Genomic DNA, 18,213 nt, shown 5'->3' with positions numbered 1-18,213 from the left:
CCGCCCCGTGACAGTGAGCGAACTCAGCTCGGCGGCAGGGTCAGCTCGATGCTTTCCCCCAGCGACTCGTCCAGGCGCTGCAGCTCGCCATGGATGGCCGCCGCATCGTCGGCCAGGCGCTGGGCGATGGCGGCGAACTCGTCCTCGGCCTCGATAAAGGCCAGCACCACCGACGGATCGAAGCGCGTGCCACTGGCAGCGCCGATGCGCTGCTGCGCCTCGGCATGGCTGAGCGACTGGCGATAGGGATGATGGCTGGTCATCTCCTCGTAGTCGCCGACCAATGCCATCAGGCGTGCGGCCAGGGGAATCTGCTCGCCGCGCAGGCCCTGCGGATAGCCGCTGCCATCCCAGTTCTCGTGCTGGCTGTAGACGATGTCGCGGGCATCGCGCAGGAAGTCCGGCACCCTGCCCAGCTTGGCCTCGGCCGCCAGCAGCGCATCTCGCCCCGCCACCGCATGCCGGTGCAGCAACTGCAGATCGTCGCCCTGCAGCGGCACCGGACTGAGCAGGATACGATCCGGCAACACCAGCTTGCCGATGCCATGCAACAGCGCCGACTTGCCCAGCTGGGCGATGCGCTCGGCGTTCAACTCATCGGCCAGCGCCGGCTGCTGGTAGGCCAGCGCCTTGGCCAGGGCGACCATGTAGGGCTCGACCCGCGACAGGTGCTTGCCGTTGGGGTTGTCGCGCATCGCCGCCAGGCTGGCCATGGCCTCGATGGTCACCTCCTGCAGGCGCTGCATGTCGCGGGTGCGCCGGCGTACTTCCAGCTCCAGGTACTCGCTCTTGTCGCGCAGGAAATCCGCGCTGGCCTTGAGCTGCAGCTGGGCGTGCACGCGGGCAAGGACGATGGGCGGGCTGATCGGCTTGGTGATGTAGTCCACCGCGCCCAGGTCGAAGCCCTGCTGCTCGTCCGCCACCTCGGTCTTGGCGGTGAGGAACACCACCGGGATATCCGCCGTGGCCGGGTTCATCTTGAGCAGGCGGCAGACCTCGTAGCCATCCATCTCCGGCATCATGATATCGAGCAGGATCAGGTCCGGCTGCTGGCTGCCGGCGGCGATGCGCAGGGCCTTGAGGCCGTTGTTGGCGACCTTGATGCGATAGCTGTCGGCCAGCAGCTCGCTCATCAGCTCCAGGTTTTCCGGCGTGTCGTCCACCAGCAGTATCAACGGCTGGTCGGGCCGATCGAGCATGTCCACCATCATCCTTCCCCTTTGAGAGCGATCCCGTGTTGTTGTGCCACCTGACGCAACAGCACCAAGGCCCGTTCGAAATCGAAGCCGTGCACCGCCGCGGCCAGCGGTGCGTATTCATCATTAAAGGCGCTGCGCAGCAGTTCGGCCTGTTCGTCGAAGAGTTTTCCGGCGCGCGGATCGTCCTCCTCGAACAGGCGCAGCAACTGGTGACACAGCGGCGCCAGCTGCTGCGGATCGGTACTGCCCACTTGGGCTGGCTGCAGCGCCGTGATGGCCGCCACCAGCACCGCCAGGCTGCGCTCCAGTTCACCGAGCTGGGCGTCCAGCTCGTCGTGGCGGGCATCCTTGATCGCGCTCTCGATGGCCGCAGCCTGGGTCGCCAGATCCAAGGCGCCGAGGTTGCCGGCCAGGCCCTTGAGGCTATGGGCCTCGCGCTCGGCACTCTGCTGCTCGCCGGCCGCCAGGGCCTGGCGCAGGCGCGCGGCGCAGTCGGCCTGGCTGGCGGCGAACTTGTCCAGCAGACGGCGGTACAGCTCCGGCTTGCCTAGCACCCGGCGCAGGCCGCTGGCCAGGTCCACGCCCGGCAGCCGCCAGTCCGGCAGCCCCGCCTGGGCCACGGCCGCCACCGGCTTTTCACTAGCACGCAACCAGCGCCCCAGGGTGACCCACAGCTCGGCGGGCTCGATCGGCTTGCCCAGGTGGTCATTCATCCCCGCCGCCAGGCAGCGTTCGCGGTCTGCGGGCATGGCATTGGCGGTCATCGCCACGATCGGCAGCGTGGCGAAGCGCGGCTCGCGGCGCAGCGCCTGGGTGGTGGCGATGCCGTCCAGCACCGGCATCTGCATGTCCATCAGCACCAGGGCGTAGTAGCCGTCCGGGCTGGCACGCAGCAGCTCGATGGCAATCTGCCCGTGCTCGGCCTGCTCGATCTGCAGGCCGCTCTCCTGCAGCAGACCACAGGCCACCTCGCGGTTCAGCTCGTTGTCCTCCACCAGCAGCACGCGCTGGCCGCTGAAGTCCGGCACCACCTCGCCCACCGGCAGGCGGGCGAACCCCTGAGCCATGCCCGCGCCGCCCAGGCTGCGGATCACCGCATCGAACAGCAGCGAAGGATTGAGCGGCTTGAGCAGCACGTCCTCGATGCCGGCGCGCTCGGCGCCCAGCAGCACTTCCTCGCGACCGAAGGCGGTGGCCATCAGCAGGTGCGGCGGCGGTTGCAGGCCAAGCTCGGCGACCTTGCGCGCCAGCTCAAGGCCGTCCATGCCCGGCATCTGCCAGTCCAGCACCAGCAGCTCATAGGGATCGCGACGCAGCACGGCCTCCTGGACCCGCTGCAGGGCCAGCCTGCCGGAGCCCACCGCATCGACGCGGAAGCTCATGCTCTCGAGCATGCCGCTGAGTACCTGGCGCGCGCTGTCGTTGTCGTCCACCACCAGCACCCGGCGGCCGCGCAGGTCGGCCTGGGCCAGCAGCCGCGGGCCCTGCTCGACGGCAATGCCCAGGGGCACCCGGCACCAGAACAGGCTGCCGCGGCCGGCCTCGCTCTCCACCCCGACATGCCCGCCCATGGCCTCCGCCAGGCTCTTGCAGATGGCCAGGCCGAGGCCGGTGCCACCGTACTTGCGGGTGGTGGAGGTGTCGGCCTGCTGGAACGACTCGAACAGGCGACCGCGCTGCTCGGCGGTCAGGCCGATTCCGGTGTCGCGCACGCCCAGGTACAGCAGCAGCGAGTCGGCGCTGCGCTGCTCGGCGCGCAGGATCACTTCCACCTCGCCCTGCTCGGTGAACTTCACCGCGTTGTTGGCATAGTTGATCAGGATCTGCCCCAGGCGCAGCGGATCGCCCACCAGGTGCTGGGGCAGCTCGGGATCGAGGTTGAACACCAGCTCCAGCCCCTTGCCGCCGACCTTGTCGCCGATCAGCCCGGCGAGGTTCTCCAGGACCTGCTGCAGGTCGAACTCTATGCGCTCGATGGTCAGCTTGCCGGCCTCGATCTTGGAGAAGTCGAGGATGTCGTTGATGATCCCCAGCAGGTGCTGGCCGGCCTGCTGGATCTTGCTCAGGTAGTCGCGCTGGCGCGGATTGAGATCGGTCTTCATGGCCAGGTGTGACATGCCGATGATGGCGTTCATCGGCGTGCGGATCTCGTGGCTCATGTTGGCCAGGAAGTCCGACTTCAGCCGCGCCGCCTCCTCGGCCAGCTCCTTGGCCTTGGCCAGCTCGGCCTCGGTCTGCTTGCGCACGGTGATGTCGCGGCTGACGCCGACCAGGCCGAGCAGCTTGCCCTGGTCGTCATGGAAGGTGGTGCGCAGGGTGTCGAACACCACCTGGCGCCCATCGGGATAGGTGACCTGGCCCTCGCTCTCGAACGGGTGCGGCCAGTTCAGCGCCGTGCGGTCGTGCTCGGCGCGGGCCTTGGCCCAGCCCTGCGGCAACAGCTCCGCGTCGCGGCGACCAACCACCTCGTCGTGGCTCTTGCCGAACAGCTCGGCGCAGGCCTGGTTGATGCCCATGTAGCGGCCCTTGGCGTCCTTGAACCAGATCGGATCGGGAATCGCGTTGATCAGCGCCAGCAGCGTGCTGCGCTGGCGCTGGGCCTCGGCCTCGGCGCGCTGGCGCTCGGCGATCTGCACCGCCAGGCGGCGGTTCCACACCAGCACGAAGGCGATCAGCGCGACCAGGCCGAGCAGGTAGGGCCAGCCCACCTGCAGCAGGCGGCGCAGGTTGAACGCGGTCAGCGGTGGCAACCAGCGCTCCTTGATCGCCTCCTGCTCCGCATCGCTGAGGCTGGCCAGGGCCTTGTCCAGCAGGGCGATCAGCTGCGGGTTGGCGCGGTGGGTGGCGAAGCGGAATTCACTGGTGGACAGGCCGGTCTCGCCGCGCAGCTCCAGGTTGGTCAGGTTGAGTTCGCGGATCAGGTAGCTGGCGACGATCATGTCGCCGACATAGGCATCGGCACGCCCGGAGGACACGGCGCGCAGCGCCGCCTCGGTGTCGCGCACCTCGATGAGCCGTACATCCGGCACCGCCTCGCGCAGCGCCTGCTGCAGCACATAGCCGCGCTCGATGGCCACCTGCTTGCCGGCCAGGCCACCGATACGCTGCACACTCACTTCCTCGCGAGTGAAGATCAGGCTGCTGCTGACCAGGTAGGACTCGCTGAAGGCCATGGTCGTCTCGCGCTCTGGCGTGCGCGCCACCGACGGCAGCAGGTCGACGCGACCTTCGCGCAGAGCGGCCAGCGCCGCGTTCCAGTCGTCCAGCAGCACCGGCTCCAGGCGCACGCCGAGGCGCTGGGCCAGCAGGGCCAGGTAATCGCCGCTGAGCCCGCGATGGACGCCCTGCTCGTCGATCACGTCGAAGGGCGGCCAGCCACTGCGCTCGATGCCCACCCGCAGCACCGGGTGCTCGCGCAGCCAGGCGCGATCGGCCTCGTCCAGCTGCAGCGCGGCAGGCGCGGCCAGCGGTAACAGGCAGAGCAGGAGCAGGCAACAGAGACGCGGCATGGAGTGATCCTTGGCGGGCGAATGCGCTCTGAGCATAGGCTTTGAAAGTCAGATGCGGATTGGCAGCGCCAGCGCACGGATCGACAATCGGCCCATACAGATTCGAGGACCGGGAGACCGCCATGCTCGACCAAGACCATTGCTGGCAGGCCGTGTGCGACCGCGACGCCGGCCAGGACGGGCGCTTCTTCTTCGCCGTGAAGAGCACCGGCATCTATTGCCGCCCCAGCTGCCCGGCGCGCCGACCACGGCGCGACAACGTCAGCTTCCACAGCGATGCGGCCAGCGCCGAGGCCGCCGGCTTCCGTCCATGCAAGCGCTGTTCGCCGACCGGCAAGAGCAGCGCCGAGCAGCTGGACGAGCTGGTGATCGCCGCCTGCCGCCTGCTGGAAAGCTGCGACACGCCGCCGACGCTGGAGCAGCTGGCGGCGCGCATCGGCCTGTCCGCCTCGCACCTGGCGCGCGCCTTCAAGGCCCGCACCGGGCTGACCCCGCGGGCCTGGTTCGATGCCCACCGCCGCCAGCGCCTGGAGGCCGTGCTGCCGCAGTCCGGCTCGGTGCTGCAGGCGGCGCTGGATGCCGGCTATTCCGGCACCCGCGCGCTGTACGAGCAGCCTGCCGGTCTGAGCCCGGCACAGCGTCGGCAGAAAGGCGCCGGCGAAGTGCTGCGCTACGCCATCACCCTATGCCCGCTCGGCCTGCTGCTGCTCGCCACCACCGACAAGGGCGTCTGCGCCCTGCTGTTCGGCGACGACGAACTGGAGCTGGAGACTGAGCTGCAACAGCGCTTCGCCGCCGCCGAACTGCGTCGCGACCAGCGCGGCCTGCGCGACTGGCTGCGCGAGGTGGTGGCCCAGGTCGAGGAGCCGAGCCGCGCCGCCAGCCTGCCGCTGGACATGCGCGGCACCGCCTTCCAGCAACAGGTGTGGCAGGCGCTGCGCGGCATTCCACCGGGGCAGACGCGGCGTTATGGCGAGCTGGCCGAGCAGCTCGGCAGTCATGCCCGCGCGGTGGCCCGCGCCTGCGCCAGCAATCCGCTGGGCCTGCTGGTGCCCTGCCACCGGGTGATCGGCGCCAGCGGTGCGCTTACCGGCTACCGCTGGGGCGTGCCGCGCAAGCAGGCGCTGCTGGACAAGGAAGGCGCCACCAGCGAGTAACGGGCTTGCGGGGCGGCTGCTTCGGGCCGAAGCTATGCGGCCTGAAGGAGAGCCCATGGACATCGCCGAACTCACCCGCCGCCTGCACGCCATTCGCGACCACAACGACTGGCGCCGTTTCCACAGCCCGAAGAACCTGGCCATGGCCGCCAGCGTGGAGATGGCCGAGCTGGTGGAAATCTTCCAATGGCTCTCCGAAGACCAGGCCCGCCAGCTCTCCGCCGAGCAGCTGGAACATGCCGGCCAGGAGGTCGGCGATATCGTCCTCTACCTCCTGCTGCTGTGCGCCGAGCTGGGCATCGACATGGAGCAGGCGGTGCGCGCCAAGCTGGCCGACAGCGAGAGGCGCTTCCAATGACCGACCGCCACTTCGACGAGCTGGCGACCCGCTTCGCCGAGAAGATCTACGGCGGCGCCAAGGGCGCCATCCGCCTGGCCGTGCTGCAGGCCGACCTCAAGGAAGCGCTGCCGGAGCGCCCGCTACGCGTGCTCGACGTCGGCGCCGGCCTCGGCCACATGAGCCTGTGGCTGGCCCAGCGCGGTCACAGCGTGACCCTGGCCGAACCTGCCGAGCCGATGCTCGAAGGCGCTCGCCAGCGCTTTGCCGAGGCGGGAGTGGAGGCGCAGTTCATCCAGGCGCCCTGGCAGGACCTGCTCGGCCAGCTCACCGAACCCTACGACCTGGTGCTGTGCCATGCGGTACTGGAATGGCTGGCCGAGCCCCACGCCATCTTGCCAGTGCTGCACCAACTGGTCGCCCCAGGCGGCTGGCTGTCGCTGGCCTTCTACAACAAGGACGCGCTGGTCTACCGCAACCTGCTCAAGGGTCACTTCCGCAAGCTGCGCAAGGAACGCTTCGCTGGCGAGGGCCAGAGTCTGACGCCGCAGAAGCCGCTCGACCCACGCGAACTGGCGGCGCAACTCGCCGGCCACTGGCGGGTCGAAAGCCAGAGTGGCGTACGCGTGTTCCACGACTACATGCCGAGCGAATTCCAGGCCAAGGCCGAACTGGCCGACCTGCTGGAGATGGAGCTGGCGCACCGCCGCCACCCCGGCTTCGCCGGCCTCGGCCGCTACCTGCACTGGGTATGCCGGCCCTTGTAGGAGCGAGCCCTGCTCGCGAATGCTCGGAGTTGCCGGCTTCGCGAGCAGAGCTCGCTCCTACACTATCCCTGCGACCAAGCACGGAGACCTAAATGCGCGCCCCACTCCTCCTGCCACTGCTCCTGCTGCTCGCCGCCTGCCAGAGCGACAACCCCTACGTCGCCGGCGGCAACCCGCTGCCAGCGGCGCCCGCCAATGCGGCCAACCATTTCGACCGCAGCGCCTACCCGGCCGCGCCGCGCGACTATGGCCGCTACCGCGACTGGAGCTGGCGTCAGCAACCGGCCGGCAGCGCGTGGGCCGACGGCGCGCTGGTGGCCGAGGCAATCGGCGGCGGCCTGGACCAGCGCGGCCTGCGTCCGGTACGCGCCGGCAAGGCCGCCGATCTGCAGGTGAGCGCCTACCTGAGCCTGGAGCGTCGCCAGTATCAGGTGCGCGACGACTACGGCAGTTATCACGGCCACGGCCCCTATGGCGATCACTACGGCATGTACGGCAGCGTGCCGCTGGTACGCACCTACGAGGTGGAAGTGGCGGTGGTGCAGATCGAACTGTTCGACGGCGCCAGCGGCGAGCCGGTGTGGAACGGCAGCGCCGAGGCGCGCAGCGAGGGCAGCCAGAGCGAGCGCGCCGACGCCCTGCGCCGCGCGGTGGCAGACGCCCTCGGCGCCTACCCCCCGGAGTGATGCCGGGCTTGCCGTATGTCGCCACTTGGAGTTCGATAGAGGCTCTACCCCGGAGGTTTCGATCATGTCCCCGCGTCTGTTGCTGATACCGGCCCTGCTGCTTCTCGCGGCCTGCCAGAGCGCCCGTGTCGAGCGCGATTTCGATGCCAGCCGCGACTTCGCCGCCTACCGCAGCTGGAGCTGGCAGGAACCGGCCCTGCAGTACCAGCCGGACGATCCGCGAATCAAGAGCGACCTCACCGAGCAGCGTATCCGCAGCGCCGTCGGCGAGCAGCTCGACCAGCGCGGCCTGCGCCCGGCCCAGGCCGGCAGCAGTGGCGATCTCAAGGTGCAGGCCTGGCTGATCGTCGACGAGCGCCAGGATCAGGTCAGCACCAATTACGGCGGCTACTGGGGCGGCTATTGGGGAGGTGGATGGGGCGGCCCGGGCTACACCGAGACCCGCACCGTGGACTACAAGGTGGCCACCATACAGGTCGACCTGTTCGACGGCAGGGACGGCAAGCTGGTCTGGCGCGGCAGCGCCGAGCAGGTCATGCGCCAGTCGCCGCCGAACCCGAGCGAGCGCGAGGCGGCCATCCGCACCACGGTGGCCCAGGTGCTGGGGCAGTACCCGCCGCAATGAATGGCCAGCAGTTCGACCATCGCCCGACAACTGATGCTGACCTCGATCAGGTGGTGCGCTTCGTGCGCAACGCCGACGAGTTGTTCTTCGCCTTTCCCCGCGCCCACTGGCCGCTGACCCGCGAGCAACTGGCAGCGGCCTGCGCCGAACGCCAGGGCAGCACCCTGGTATTGCTCGACGGGCAGCCGGCCGGCTTCGCCAACTTCTATCAGAGCTTTCCCGGCGACTATTGCGCCCTGGGCAACCTGATGGTCGCGCCCTGGGCCCGCGGCCGAGGCGTGGCCAGCTATCTGGTCGGCGTGATGGAACAGCTCGCCCTGCGCGATTTCGCTGCCCGCGAACTCAAGGTCTCCTGCTTCAATGACAATGCCGCCGGCCTGTTGCTGTATGGACGCCTGGGCTATCGCCTGACCGGCCTGGAGCAACGCCAGCGCGGCGAGCAGCGGGTAGCGCTGCTGCAGTTCGTGAAGCACCTTAGAAGCTGACCAACAGGACAGCAAAGCGCATAATACCCGCCCCCTTTTCCCGGAGACCGCCATGCCCAATTGGTGGCTACTCGCCCTGCCCCTGCTCGCCGGCGCCGTGATGCCGCTGCAGGCCGGCATCAATGGCCAACTGGCCAAACATCTGTCCAGCGTGATGGCCGCCGCCCTGGTTTCGTTCCTGGTCGGCACGCTGGCCTTATTGATCATCGTGCTGTCCCAGCGCGAAGTAGCCGGCCTGTCCGCCTTCAAGGGCCTGACCTGGTGGCACTGGAGCGGCGGCCTGCTCGGCGCCTTCTTCATCGCCACGGCGGCCTTCGCCGGGCCGCGCATCGGCGCCCTACTGTTCATGGTGCTGGTGCTGGCCGGCCAGCTGGGCATGGCCCTGGTGCTCGACCACAATGGCTGGGTGGGCTTTCGCGAGGCACCGATCACGGCGGGCAAGGCCGCCGGCCTGGCACTGATCGTCGGAGGGATCTGGCTCATTCGTCGCGGTTGACGACGGAATGCTGGCACATTGCTTTCCATGCTCACGTGGCAACGCTATGCTGCTGATATGCCGAATTTGTGATCACAGCAGCACATGGCCCCCGACGCGCAGTTCCCCCGCAGCAGCTCCTTCGTCCTTCTCCGTGAAAGCCAGGACACCCGCGTCCGCACACGTCTGGGCGGCATCTACTACCTGCTCGCCTGGGTGCTGACCTGGAGCTTCAGCGCCGCGCCCAAGGCCATGCTGGTGCTGGGCCTCGTCGGTACCGCGTTCTTCGCCCTGATGATGGTGCTGCGCTGGCTGCATCGTTTGCCCACCCACGAGAACGACGGATGCCTGCGCCAGTGGATCGACCGCCACTGGGCGCTGATCCTGCTCACCAGCCTGGGCTGGGGCCTGGCACACGCCTGGGCCCTGCTGCGCCCCGAGTTCGAGCCGTCGCGGCTGATCGCCACCCTCAGCACCGTGGCCTTCAGCACCGCCATGGCCTTCAACTTCCCCATGCGCAAGCAGCGCTGCGTGATCGCCATCCTGCTGCTGTACGCACCGGGCCTCGCCGTGCTGGCCTGGCAATGGCCGAACCAGGAAGCCCTAGCGGTGACCCTCGCCTTCTACCTCAGCTACCTGCTGCTGGCGCTCAACCGCAGCCATCGCGAATACCACGCGACCCTGACCATGGAGCAGCAACTGGTCGACCAGCGCGAGCGCTACGAGCAGCTCAGTCGCACTGACAGCCTGACCCAACTGGGCAACCGCCTGCAGTTCAACGGCCTGTTCCCGGCCATGGTCGCCAGCGCCCGCCGCCAGGGCACGCCGCTGTCGCTGGTGCTGCTGGATATCGACTTCTTCAAGCGCATCAACGACGAGTACGGACACAGCAGCGGCGACGCCTGCCTCAGCGACTTCGCCGAACGCATGCGCCAGGTGTTTCGCCGCGACAGCGACGCCCTGCTACGCCTGGGTGGCGAGGAGTTCGGCGTGCTGATGCCGGGCACCCCGCTCGACGAAGCCTGCCAGTTGGCCGAGCACTTCCGCGTCGAACTGGCCACCCGCGGTTTCGAGCTGCACGGCCAGCGCCTGCCGCTGACCACCAGCCTCGGCGTGGGCTGCCTGGACGCGCAGCTGGACGAGAGCGCCGAGGCCTTCTTCAAGCGCGTCGACGATGCCCTCTACCGGGCCAAGGCCGAGGGCCGCGACCGCATGGCGCTGGCCCTCTCCTGAGCCTATTCGCCGACCTGGAACTCCACCCGCGCCGTCGCCCCGCTTTGATCGAGCAGGCTGAGCTGATACAGCCCGGCCGCCGCCAATTTCTGCTCGATGCTCTCGCCCGGCTGGCTCTCACCCACCGGCACGCCGTTGAGGAACCACCAGCGCGTGCCATTGCCACCCAGGGCCGAGAGCTTGAGCTGCAATGGTCCGGCGCTGCTGGCCGGACGCCGCAGGCGATCGCCTTCGCGCACCCCGACGATGGACAATGGCGCCGCCGGCAACGGCGATGCCGGCGGGCACTCGGTCGACGCGGCAGGTAACCTTGCAGCACGCCGTTCGCGGCGTGGCAGCCAGGGCTCCAGTGGCGCCGGCCACAAGGCGATCTGGGTTTCGCGCGCGCCCGCACAGCTGGCCGCCACCTGGCGGCCCTCCCCATCCAGCCAGACACGCTGGCTCAGGCCCAGCCCCAACGGCTGGTCGGACGCCTGCAGGGTCGGCGGCGTGGTGCCGTCCAGGGTCCAGGCGAAGCGCTGGCGTCGGCAGTTGGCATCGCTGCGCGCCAGCTCCTGGCCCAGCGGCCAGCAGATCGCCGCTACGCCGAGGCTCGCCGGCACCTCCTGCACCGGCGGCACCAGGCCGCGCTGGTGGTCGCGATTGACCAGCAGATCGTGCACCTGCAACAGCAGCGGCGCGGCCGAAGCCAGGCCGAACTGGCCGGGCACCGGCGTGCCGTCCGGCCGGCCGATCCACACCCCGATCAGATGGCGCGGGCCGACGCCGATGGCCCAGGCGTCGCGGAAGCCATAGCTGGTGCCGGTCTTCCAGGCCAGTACCGGGCGCTGCACCAGTTCGGCCCGCGGGTCGCGGTCCGGCCGCGCCTGCCCGGCGAGGATGCGCCGCACTATCCAGGCCGAGCCCGGCGACAGCAGGCGCCGTTCATGCAGCGCGTCCTGCGGCTGCAGCCGCGGGCGCGCGGCCAGGCCATTGCGGGCGAAGGCGCTGTAGCCGGCCACTAACTCCTCCAGGCGGCTGCCGGCGCCGCCGAGGATCAGCGCCAGGTTCGGCTCGGCGCCGGCCGGCAGCGCCAGCGGCACCCCAGCGCCGCGCAGCTCACCGGCAAAGCGCTTCGGGCCGTAGGCCTCCAGCAGCTGCACGGCAGGCAGGTTGAGCGAGGTGGCCAGCGCCTCGCTGGCCGACACCGGGCCGATGAAACCGGCAGCGAAGTTGCCAGGGCGGTAGTCGCCATAACGGCGCGGCACGTCCTGCAACAGCGATTCGGAGTGGATCAGCCCGGCGTCCATGGCCAGACCATAGAGGAACGGCTTAAGAGTGGAGCCGGGCGAGCGCTGGGCGCGGATCATGTCGACATGGCCGAAGCGGCGCTCGTCGCCGACATCCAGCGAACCCAGGTAGGCGCGCACCGCCATGCTCTCGCTGTCCACCACCAGGATGGCGGCCGAGGTGCGTTCCGGCAGGCGCGCGCGCCAGCCCAGCAGCAGGTCCTCCAGGCGCCGCTGCAAGTTGGCGTCGAGCGTGGTGCGGATCAGCGGCGGGCTGCCCGCCACGTTCAGCCTCCGCGCCAGCAGCGGCGCCAGGTCGGGCTCGCGACGCGGCGCCAGCAGCACCGGCTCCTGCAGCGCCTCGTCCACCGCCGTCTGCGGCCATTCCTGGAACTGCACCAAGCGCCGCAGCACCTTGTCTCGTGCGGCCTGGGCGCGTTCGGGATGACGGTCCGGGCGCAGCCTGCTGGGCGCCTGCGGAAGCACGGCGAGCAGAGCCGCCTCGGCGCGGGTCAGCTGGCTCGGTGACTTGCCCAGGTAGGCCCAGCTGGCCGCCGCCACGCCCTGCAGGGTGCCACCGAAGGGGGCGCGGTTCAGGTACAGCGCGAGGATCTCGTCCTTGGACAGGTGCCACTCCAGCTGCAGGGTGCGCCACAGCTGCTTGAACTTGCCGCCCAGGGTCCGCTCGTGCGGGTCGAGCAGGCGCGCCACCTGCATCGACAAGGTGCTGCCGCCGGACAGCACGCGCCCGCCGGTGAGGTTCTGCCAGGCGGCGCGGCCCAGGGCCAGCGGATTGACCCCGGGGTGGCGGTAGAACCAGCGGTCCTCGTAGGTCAGCAGCGCCTCAAGGTAATAGGGCGAGACCTCGTTTGGCGCCACCGGGTAGCGCCACACGCCGTCGGCATCGGCGAAGCGCCACAGCGGCGTGCCGTCCTCGGCCAGCACCACGCGGGCCAGACCGTCCTCGGGCAGCGGCAGGGGAAACAGCCGGTCGGCCGTCCACAACACCAGCAGCAAGGCGAGCGGAAGCCCCAGCCAGGGCCGGCGCAGGAGCCGCCAGAGGCGCTGAAGGGATGACATGTTCATCGGCTCTGAGACTTCGCCATGGATGGGTTCGGACGCAACGGGGGGAACTCGTCTCGGGCCCGTGCAGCCCAAGCTTGAGGATCACCGGCAGAGTGTAAGGAAGGATCGATGGCAACCGAGAGCTTCTTCGAGCGACTGGGCGAGATACTGGGCAACTTCATTCGTGTCCTGGTCGAGGCCCTAACCGGCTTCTTCCGCATGATCGGTCAGGCCGGGGCCAACTTCATCGACGGGCTGTCCCGCTCACTGGGCATGGACCCGAACTGGATCAGCATCCTGGTGCTGATCCTCGGCCTGCTGTTGCTGTTCAGCGCGATACGCGCCTTCCTGCGCGGCTCGATCATCTGGGGCCTGATCGTTCTGCTGCTGGCGCTCTGGGTGTTGAGCCTGCTGATCGGCTGAGCCCACTGGGCTGGCAGCCCCGGCACATCATGCCAGGGCCGCCTTCCACTCAGCGCTCGCGCACCACCAGCTGCGCCGGCGCAGCGCCCACCGCGTTCCACGCCGGGCGATACATCGACTCGACCTGGGGCGGCGGCACCCGGTAGGTGCCGGGGGTGACGGCGCGAGCCAGGTACAGCAGGTGGGTGGTGTCGTAGCCGTTCACGTCCAGGGCCGCGACGAAGCGGTCGTCGCGGAACTCCTGGTGCTTGATCGCGGCGTTCTGCATCGACTTCTGCCATTCCTTCACCGCGCTGCTGGCGTCGTCCAGGCTGGCGGCGCTGTGCGCCAGGTTCTGATTCTCCAGCTCCAGGCCGGCCGGCAGCAGGTCCACCACCAGAGCGTCGGGCACCCGCTCCTCGGCGCGCACCGCCAAGTGCACCAGCACCAACTGGCCGCTGGCCAGGTCGTTCAGGTCCAGCGGGCGACCGTCCAGGCCGTAGAAGCCGCGCTCGATGCTGAGGTTGTTGCCGCGCGCCGCCGGTGCCGAGGTCGGGTAACCGGAGATGGTCAGCTGCTGGTAGAGCTTGTCGGCGAAGCCGGTGCTCAGGCTCAGCGGCTCGCTCAGGCTGGCGCCATCCAGTTTCACCGCCGGCTGGCCGTTGCTCAGCTCGCGCACCTGGCCGCCGGCTTCGAGCACGGCATTCCAGCTCTTCTCCGGAGTCTTGATCAGGCCGCGGCCAGCGAGGAACAGGGCGTTGCGCTCCTGGGTCGACAGGTACGTCTGCAACGCACGCTCCTCGGCCAGGCTGAACAGCAATTGGTCACGGCTGCTGGCGGCCAGGTCGTTCTCCTCCAGCAGGGCGTAGATCAGCGCCTGGTCGCGCAGCGGGCTGCCGTAGTCGGCCAGCCACTCCTGGCGCTGGCGACCGAGTCCCAGGCCGAGGGCCAGAGCCTCGTCGGCGCGCGGTTTGTCGCCCATCTTCTGCAGGGCCACGGCCAGCTGCACCAGCGGCAGACCGGACTTGGCGTCGGCGCGGCGGTCGTACAGTGCGCGCAGGCTGCCCAGCGGCGCCTGCTGACTGCGCGCCAGCACCAGGCCGGCGTAGGCCTGCACGGCGAAGCGAGTGTGGTCGAGGTTGTCGCTGTAGCCGGCGTCGACCAGCTGGCGATCCTGCAGGTAGCGCAGCAGGCGCTCGTTGGCCTTTTCCAGCGCCTCCGGCGGCACGGCGAAGCCCTGCTCACGGGCGCGCAGGAGGAAGTCGGTGACGTAGGCGGTCAGCCAGAACTCCTCGTCGCTGTCCGAACCCCACAGGCCGAAGCTGCCGTTGTAGCGCTGCATGCCGAGCAGGCGCTCGATGCCAATCTCGATGGAGTTGCGCCGCTGCTCTTCCGGCTCGCCCTCCAGGCCGAGCTTCTTCAGCGTCGCACCGTCCGCGTAGAGCGACGGATACAGGCCACTGGTGGTCTGCTCCAGGCAGCCATAGGGATAGGCTTTCAGCGCCTGGATCTGCTCGGCCAGGTTCAGCGGCGGACGGCTGGAAACGCTGAGCAGCGCCTCGCGCCCGGCCGGCTCGAAGGCTGCCAGGGTGCCGGCCGGCAGTTGCCAGCTGTCGCCCTGCAGCACGCTACGCAGGTGCTTCTGCTGCGCCGGCCAGGCCGAACGCACGCCGATGCGCCACTCGCGGCTGAAGGCCGGCAGGTTCTCGCCCGGCAGGCTCAGGCCGTCGACCTTGACCCGCAGCACGCCGGTGCCGTAACCGCCGGCGGCACGCACCGGAATACGCAGGGTGTGGCGCTGGGCCTGGTCGAGGGCCAGTGGCGCGCTGTAGCCGGCGGGGTCCGCCAGGCTGAGCTGGCCTTCGGCCTCGATCTGCACCTCGAGTTTCTGTGCAGCGCCGGACAGGTTGGTCAGGTCCAGGGCCACGCTGGTCTCGTCACCACCGGCGAGGAAGCGCGGCGCCGACAATTCGGCCACCAGCGGTGCGGCGACCACCGTCTTGCCCTCGCCCATGCCATAGACCTCGTCGGTCCAGGCCTGGGCCATCAGGCGCAGCTCGCCATTGAAGTCGGGAATGTCCAGGCTGACATCGCCTTCGCCCTGGGCATTCAGCTCGATCGGCACGCTCTGCAACGCGACGATGGTGACGCTGGTGTCCGGGCGCTTGCCGCCCTTGGCCAGCGCCGCGTCGCCACCGAAGGCCAGTTTGGCCAGACGACCCTGGCCGGCCTCGATCAGTTGGCCGTAGACGTCGAGCTGGTCGACGCCATAGGCCTTGCGGCCGAACAGCTCGGCGAAGGGATCAGGGGTTTTGTATTCGGTGATATTGAGGATGCCGACGTCCACCGCCGCCACCAGCACGTTGACCTTCTGCGGCACGCTGCCGTCGGCGTTTTTCGCCTGCACCTTGACCTTCAGCGGCTGCTGCGGACGCATCTTCTCCGGCGCGGTCAGGCTGACTTGCAGCTGGCGTGGCGCGCGGTCGAAGGGCAGGTGCAGCAGGCCCACGGCGCGCTTTGGCGTGGCATTGGCCTTGCGCTCGCCGGGGCGGATGACCAGGGCGCTGACGTACAGGTCATGCCGCGCCCAGTCCTTGGCCAGGGGGATATCGAAGCTCTTGCCCTCGGCGGGCACCTCGATCTCTTCCCACCACAGCGGGCCGTCGCTGGACTCGACCATCAGGTAGCCGCTGCCACCGGACGGCGGCGTGACGGTGACCTTGGCCGTGTCGCCGGCGCCATAGGCGGGCTTGTCCAGGGCCAGCTTGACCTGGTCCGGGCGTACGGCACCGCCTTCAGTGTTGTCCTGCCAGGAGTATCCGGCCCAGAAGCGCAGGCTGCTGGTGATGTCGGTCTCGGGGTCGGTCACTTCGACGCGATACGGGCCCCACTCCACCGGGAAGCTGACCTTGGCTGTGCCACCGGCGGCGACCTTGATGCCCTCCTCGCCCAGGTTGAGGAACTTCTCGTTGTAGTGGTAGTTCCAGCCCTCGCTCTCCGAGAAGCTCCAGTAATAGTCGCGGCGCTCGCGAATCAGGCGCACCTGCAGGTTGTCGCTGGCCAGCTTGTTGCCGGCCGGGTCGGCCAGCAGCACTTCGAATTCGGCCAGGCCGTCACCATCCACATTCTCGCCGTCGAACAGGCCACGCAGCCCCGGCAGGCGCTCGGCCGGCCACACCGGCTGCACCAGACGCCGGGTGATTGGGCGACCGCCGGATTCCTGCAGGCTGGCCTGGAGGATGAGCTGAAGCGGCGACTTGGCCTCGGCCCAGCGGTTTTCCACGCCGACCGAGGCCTTGCCCTGGGCGTCCAGGGTGGTTTCTTCCAGCTCCAGGTCCTGGCTCAGTTCCTCCTCGGTGACCGAGCCGAACTGGTAGCCGGGCAGCGCCTTGACCGCTTCGCGCAACGGACGCACGTAGACCTGGCCGGTGAGGCGATTGCCGGAAGCCGGCGCGCCATAAAGGTAGCGGCCCTCGACCTGGAAGCGCGCCTCGTCGCTCGGCTTGATCGGGCTGTCACTGCCTTTTAGCTCCAGGGCCAGGCGTTCGGGGAGGAAGTCCTCGACGAGGAATTCATAGATCTGCTGGCGACCGCCACCGAAGTCGAACAGCAGCTGCCAGCGCCCGGTCGGGGCCTCGCCGGCCAGCTGCAGCTTGTACTGGTACAGGCCGCCCGCACCGGGTTCCCAGACGAACTTGCGGCTGACCTGCTCGTCCGGCCGGCGCACTTCCACGTTGACCGGTTGGGGCTTCACCGCGCGGCCATCAGCGTCGCGAAGCAGGGCGTTGAGCAGCACCAGCTCGCCCGGGCGATACAGGTCGCGCGGGCCGAATACGAAGAACTGCAGCGGGTTAGCCACCGCGCCGGCGATGTCGAACTCGGCCAGGTCCAGTGCCGGGCTGCCGAGGTTGAGCAGACTGGTCTGCTCGCCCTGGCGGGCCAGTACCACGGCGGCCTTGTCCGGCAGCGGCAGTTCGGCATGGCCGGCGCCGTCGGTCTTGGCGCTGGCCAGCACCTGGCCGTTGCCGCCGAGCAGTTCGATCTCAACATCGGCCAGCGCCTTGCCACCTTCCAGGGCCTGGGCGAAGGCGTCCAGGCGGCCGTGGTAACGGTGTACGGACAGGCCGATATCGCTGAGGGTGAACAGGCTCGCCGGCTGCGAATAGTTGTAGGTGCCGGCCTGGCGCATCACCGCCAGGTACACGCCGGGCTGCTTGAACGGCTCCAGGCCGGCGATCGGCAGCAGCAGGGTCTCGCGGGTGTTGCGCGCCGGGTTGAGGTCGAAGCGGCCGCTGTAGACCAGCTCGGCCATGGGCAGCAGCTCGCGCGACTGCCAAGTGTCCAGGTTGGAGCTGCGCCCCCACTGGGCGAGGAAGTTGGGCAGCGATTCCTGCTTGATGCGGAAGAACTCGACGTTGACCTTGTCGACGTTCAGCGTGATCACCGGCAGGCCCTCGGCCAGGCGGGTCGGCAACAGCGAGCCGCGGCTGGCGAAGCCGACGGTGGGTTGTAGGTCGCGGGTGTCGATGGTGGCGTTGTACTCGGCGGCCAGTTCGCTGCCGTTGATCGCGCGCAGGCCGCGGTCGACCGACAGCACCAGGCTGCGCTGCGGCTCCAGATGGCGCAGGCGCAGCTCCATCAGGTTGTCGGACAGCTCCCAGGCGCCGTCGACCTTGCCACTCTTCTTGTCCACCAGGTGCAGCTTGGCGGCGAAGTCCTGCTCCGGGTCCAGCGGCACGCTGAAGCTCACCGACAGGGTGCTGGCACCGTCCAGCTGGACTTCCGAGGCGTCCGCCACGCTCAGCTCGCGGCCGGCATAGCGCTTGCTCAGCTCGGCCTTGTCCACCGCCGGGCGGGCGGCGTCCTGCGGGGCGGCCGGTGTGCCGGGCTGGGGCAGCGCTGGGGTATCGGGGGTGGAAGAATCGCAGGCGCTCAGCAGGCTGAGCGCGAGTGCCAGAAACAATCCTTTGTACTGCATGGCGGGCCTCGCACAGATATCTGAGGC

At 69.1% G+C, this 18,213-nt stretch carries 13 protein-coding genes; 9 read left to right on the top strand and 4 right to left on the bottom strand.

Annotated elements, in window-relative coordinates; genetic code table 11:
• Positions 1 to 23: 23 nt before the first annotated feature.
• Positions 24 to 1,208: an HD domain-containing phosphohydrolase gene (locus tag IB232_RS00560; protein WP_192396628.1), complete on the bottom strand. Its 1,185-nt coding sequence runs from the start codon at positions 1,206 to 1,208 to the stop codon at positions 24 to 26.
• Positions 1,208 to 4,708, bottom strand: a complete 3,501-nt coding sequence (locus IB232_RS00555; protein ID WP_192396627.1) for a response regulator — start codon at positions 4,706 to 4,708, stop codon at positions 1,208 to 1,210. The genes IB232_RS00560 and IB232_RS00555 overlap by 1 nt, the downstream gene beginning before the upstream one ends.
• A 122-nt stretch (positions 4,709 to 4,830) precedes the next feature.
• Here IB232_RS00555 and ada point away from each other — a divergent pair, with 122 nt between their 5' ends.
• From ada to IB232_RS00515, 8 genes are all read left to right on the top strand, one after another.
• Positions 4,831 to 5,865: a bifunctional DNA-binding transcriptional regulator/O6-methylguanine-DNA methyltransferase Ada gene (ada, locus tag IB232_RS00550; RefSeq protein WP_192396626.1), complete on the top strand. Its 1,035-nt coding sequence runs from the start codon at positions 4,831 to 4,833 to the stop codon at positions 5,863 to 5,865.
• 55 nt (positions 5,866 to 5,920) lie between these two features.
• A complete protein-coding gene (locus tag IB232_RS00545) occupies positions 5,921 to 6,223 on the top strand; it encodes a nucleotide pyrophosphohydrolase (RefSeq protein WP_192396625.1) in 303 nt (100 codons plus the stop codon).
• Entirely contained in the window at positions 6,220 to 6,969 is a 750-nt protein-coding gene (locus tag IB232_RS00540) for a methyltransferase domain-containing protein (protein ID WP_192396624.1), read from the top strand. The genes IB232_RS00545 and IB232_RS00540 overlap by 4 nt, the downstream gene beginning before the upstream one ends.
• A 92-nt stretch (positions 6,970 to 7,061) precedes the next feature.
• Positions 7,062 to 7,655 carry a DUF4136 domain-containing protein gene (locus tag IB232_RS00535; RefSeq protein WP_192396623.1) on the top strand — a complete coding sequence of 198 codons (594 nt, stop codon included), beginning with the start codon at positions 7,062 to 7,064 and terminating at the stop codon, positions 7,653 to 7,655.
• Between the two features lie 64 nt (positions 7,656 to 7,719).
• Positions 7,720 to 8,280 (top strand): DUF4136 domain-containing protein, encoded by a 561-nt coding sequence (locus IB232_RS00530; protein WP_192396622.1) that lies wholly within the window; start codon positions 7,720 to 7,722, stop codon positions 8,278 to 8,280.
• Positions 8,277 to 8,765: a GNAT family N-acetyltransferase gene (locus IB232_RS00525; RefSeq protein WP_192396621.1), complete on the top strand. Its 489-nt coding sequence runs from the start codon at positions 8,277 to 8,279 to the stop codon at positions 8,763 to 8,765. Before IB232_RS00530 ends, IB232_RS00525 begins: the two co-directional genes overlap by 4 nt.
• Before the next feature lie 52 nt (positions 8,766 to 8,817).
• Positions 8,818 to 9,261, top strand: coding sequence for a DMT family transporter (locus tag IB232_RS00520; protein WP_137974143.1), 444 nt, complete (start codon positions 8,818 to 8,820; stop codon positions 9,259 to 9,261).
• An 84-nt stretch (positions 9,262 to 9,345) separates the two neighbouring features.
• Positions 9,346 to 10,473: a GGDEF domain-containing protein gene (locus tag IB232_RS00515; RefSeq protein WP_192396620.1), complete on the top strand. Its 1,128-nt coding sequence runs from the start codon at positions 9,346 to 9,348 to the stop codon at positions 10,471 to 10,473.
• A 2-nt stretch (positions 10,474 to 10,475) separates the two neighbouring features.
• Here IB232_RS00515 and pbpC read toward each other — a convergent pair whose 3' ends face one another.
• Positions 10,476 to 12,827, bottom strand: a complete 2,352-nt coding sequence (pbpC, locus tag IB232_RS00510) for a peptidoglycan glycosyltransferase PbpC (protein ID WP_192396619.1) — start codon at positions 12,825 to 12,827, stop codon at positions 10,476 to 10,478.
• 108 nt (positions 12,828 to 12,935) lie between these two features.
• Between pbpC and IB232_RS00505 the strand changes: the two genes are divergently transcribed.
• Positions 12,936 to 13,229, top strand: a complete 294-nt coding sequence (locus IB232_RS00505; RefSeq protein ID WP_192396618.1) for a hypothetical protein — start codon at positions 12,936 to 12,938, stop codon at positions 13,227 to 13,229.
• A gap of 49 nt (positions 13,230 to 13,278) precedes the next feature.
• Here IB232_RS00505 and IB232_RS00500 read toward each other — a convergent pair whose 3' ends face one another.
• Positions 13,279 to 18,186, bottom strand: a complete 4,908-nt coding sequence (locus IB232_RS00500) for an alpha-2-macroglobulin family protein (protein ID WP_192396617.1) — start codon at positions 18,184 to 18,186, stop codon at positions 13,279 to 13,281.
• Between the last annotated feature and the right edge of the window lie 27 nt (positions 18,187 to 18,213).

Source organism: Pseudomonas sp. PDM15 (assembly GCF_014851565.1).
In the GTDB taxonomy this organism is placed as follows: Bacteria; Pseudomonadota; Gammaproteobacteria; order Pseudomonadales; family Pseudomonadaceae; genus Aquipseudomonas.
The sequence above is the reverse complement of the archived record's forward strand: the minus strand, read 5'-3'. Positions and strand labels throughout refer to the sequence as shown.

What these genes read in the sequence shown, in the direction of transcription:
- IB232_RS00560 (WP_192396628.1), bottom strand. Translation starts at nt 1,208, where the DNA reads ATGGTGGACATGCTCGATCGGCCCGACCAGCCGTTGATACTGCTGGTG.
- IB232_RS00555 (WP_192396627.1), bottom strand. Translation starts at nt 4,708, where the DNA reads ATGCCGCGTCTCTGTTGCCTGCTCCTGCTCTGCCTGTTACCGCTGGCC.
- ada (WP_192396626.1), top strand. Translation starts at nt 4,831, where the DNA reads ATGCTCGACCAAGACCATTGCTGGCAGGCCGTGTGCGACCGCGACGCC.
- IB232_RS00545 (WP_192396625.1), top strand. Translation starts at nt 5,921, where the DNA reads ATGGACATCGCCGAACTCACCCGCCGCCTGCACGCCATTCGCGACCAC.
- IB232_RS00540 (WP_192396624.1), top strand. Translation starts at nt 6,220, where the DNA reads ATGACCGACCGCCACTTCGACGAGCTGGCGACCCGCTTCGCCGAGAAG.
- IB232_RS00535 (WP_192396623.1), top strand. Translation starts at nt 7,062, where the DNA reads ATGCGCGCCCCACTCCTCCTGCCACTGCTCCTGCTGCTCGCCGCCTGC.
- IB232_RS00530 (WP_192396622.1), top strand. Translation starts at nt 7,720, where the DNA reads ATGTCCCCGCGTCTGTTGCTGATACCGGCCCTGCTGCTTCTCGCGGCC.
- IB232_RS00525 (WP_192396621.1), top strand. Translation starts at nt 8,277, where the DNA reads ATGAATGGCCAGCAGTTCGACCATCGCCCGACAACTGATGCTGACCTC.
- IB232_RS00520 (WP_137974143.1), top strand. Translation starts at nt 8,818, where the DNA reads ATGCCCAATTGGTGGCTACTCGCCCTGCCCCTGCTCGCCGGCGCCGTG.
- IB232_RS00515 (WP_192396620.1), top strand. Translation starts at nt 9,346, where the DNA reads ATGGCCCCCGACGCGCAGTTCCCCCGCAGCAGCTCCTTCGTCCTTCTC.
- pbpC (WP_192396619.1), bottom strand. Translation starts at nt 12,827, where the DNA reads ATGAACATGTCATCCCTTCAGCGCCTCTGGCGGCTCCTGCGCCGGCCC.
- IB232_RS00505 (WP_192396618.1), top strand. Translation starts at nt 12,936, where the DNA reads ATGGCAACCGAGAGCTTCTTCGAGCGACTGGGCGAGATACTGGGCAAC.
- IB232_RS00500 (WP_192396617.1), bottom strand. Translation starts at nt 18,186, where the DNA reads ATGCAGTACAAAGGATTGTTTCTGGCACTCGCGCTCAGCCTGCTGAGC.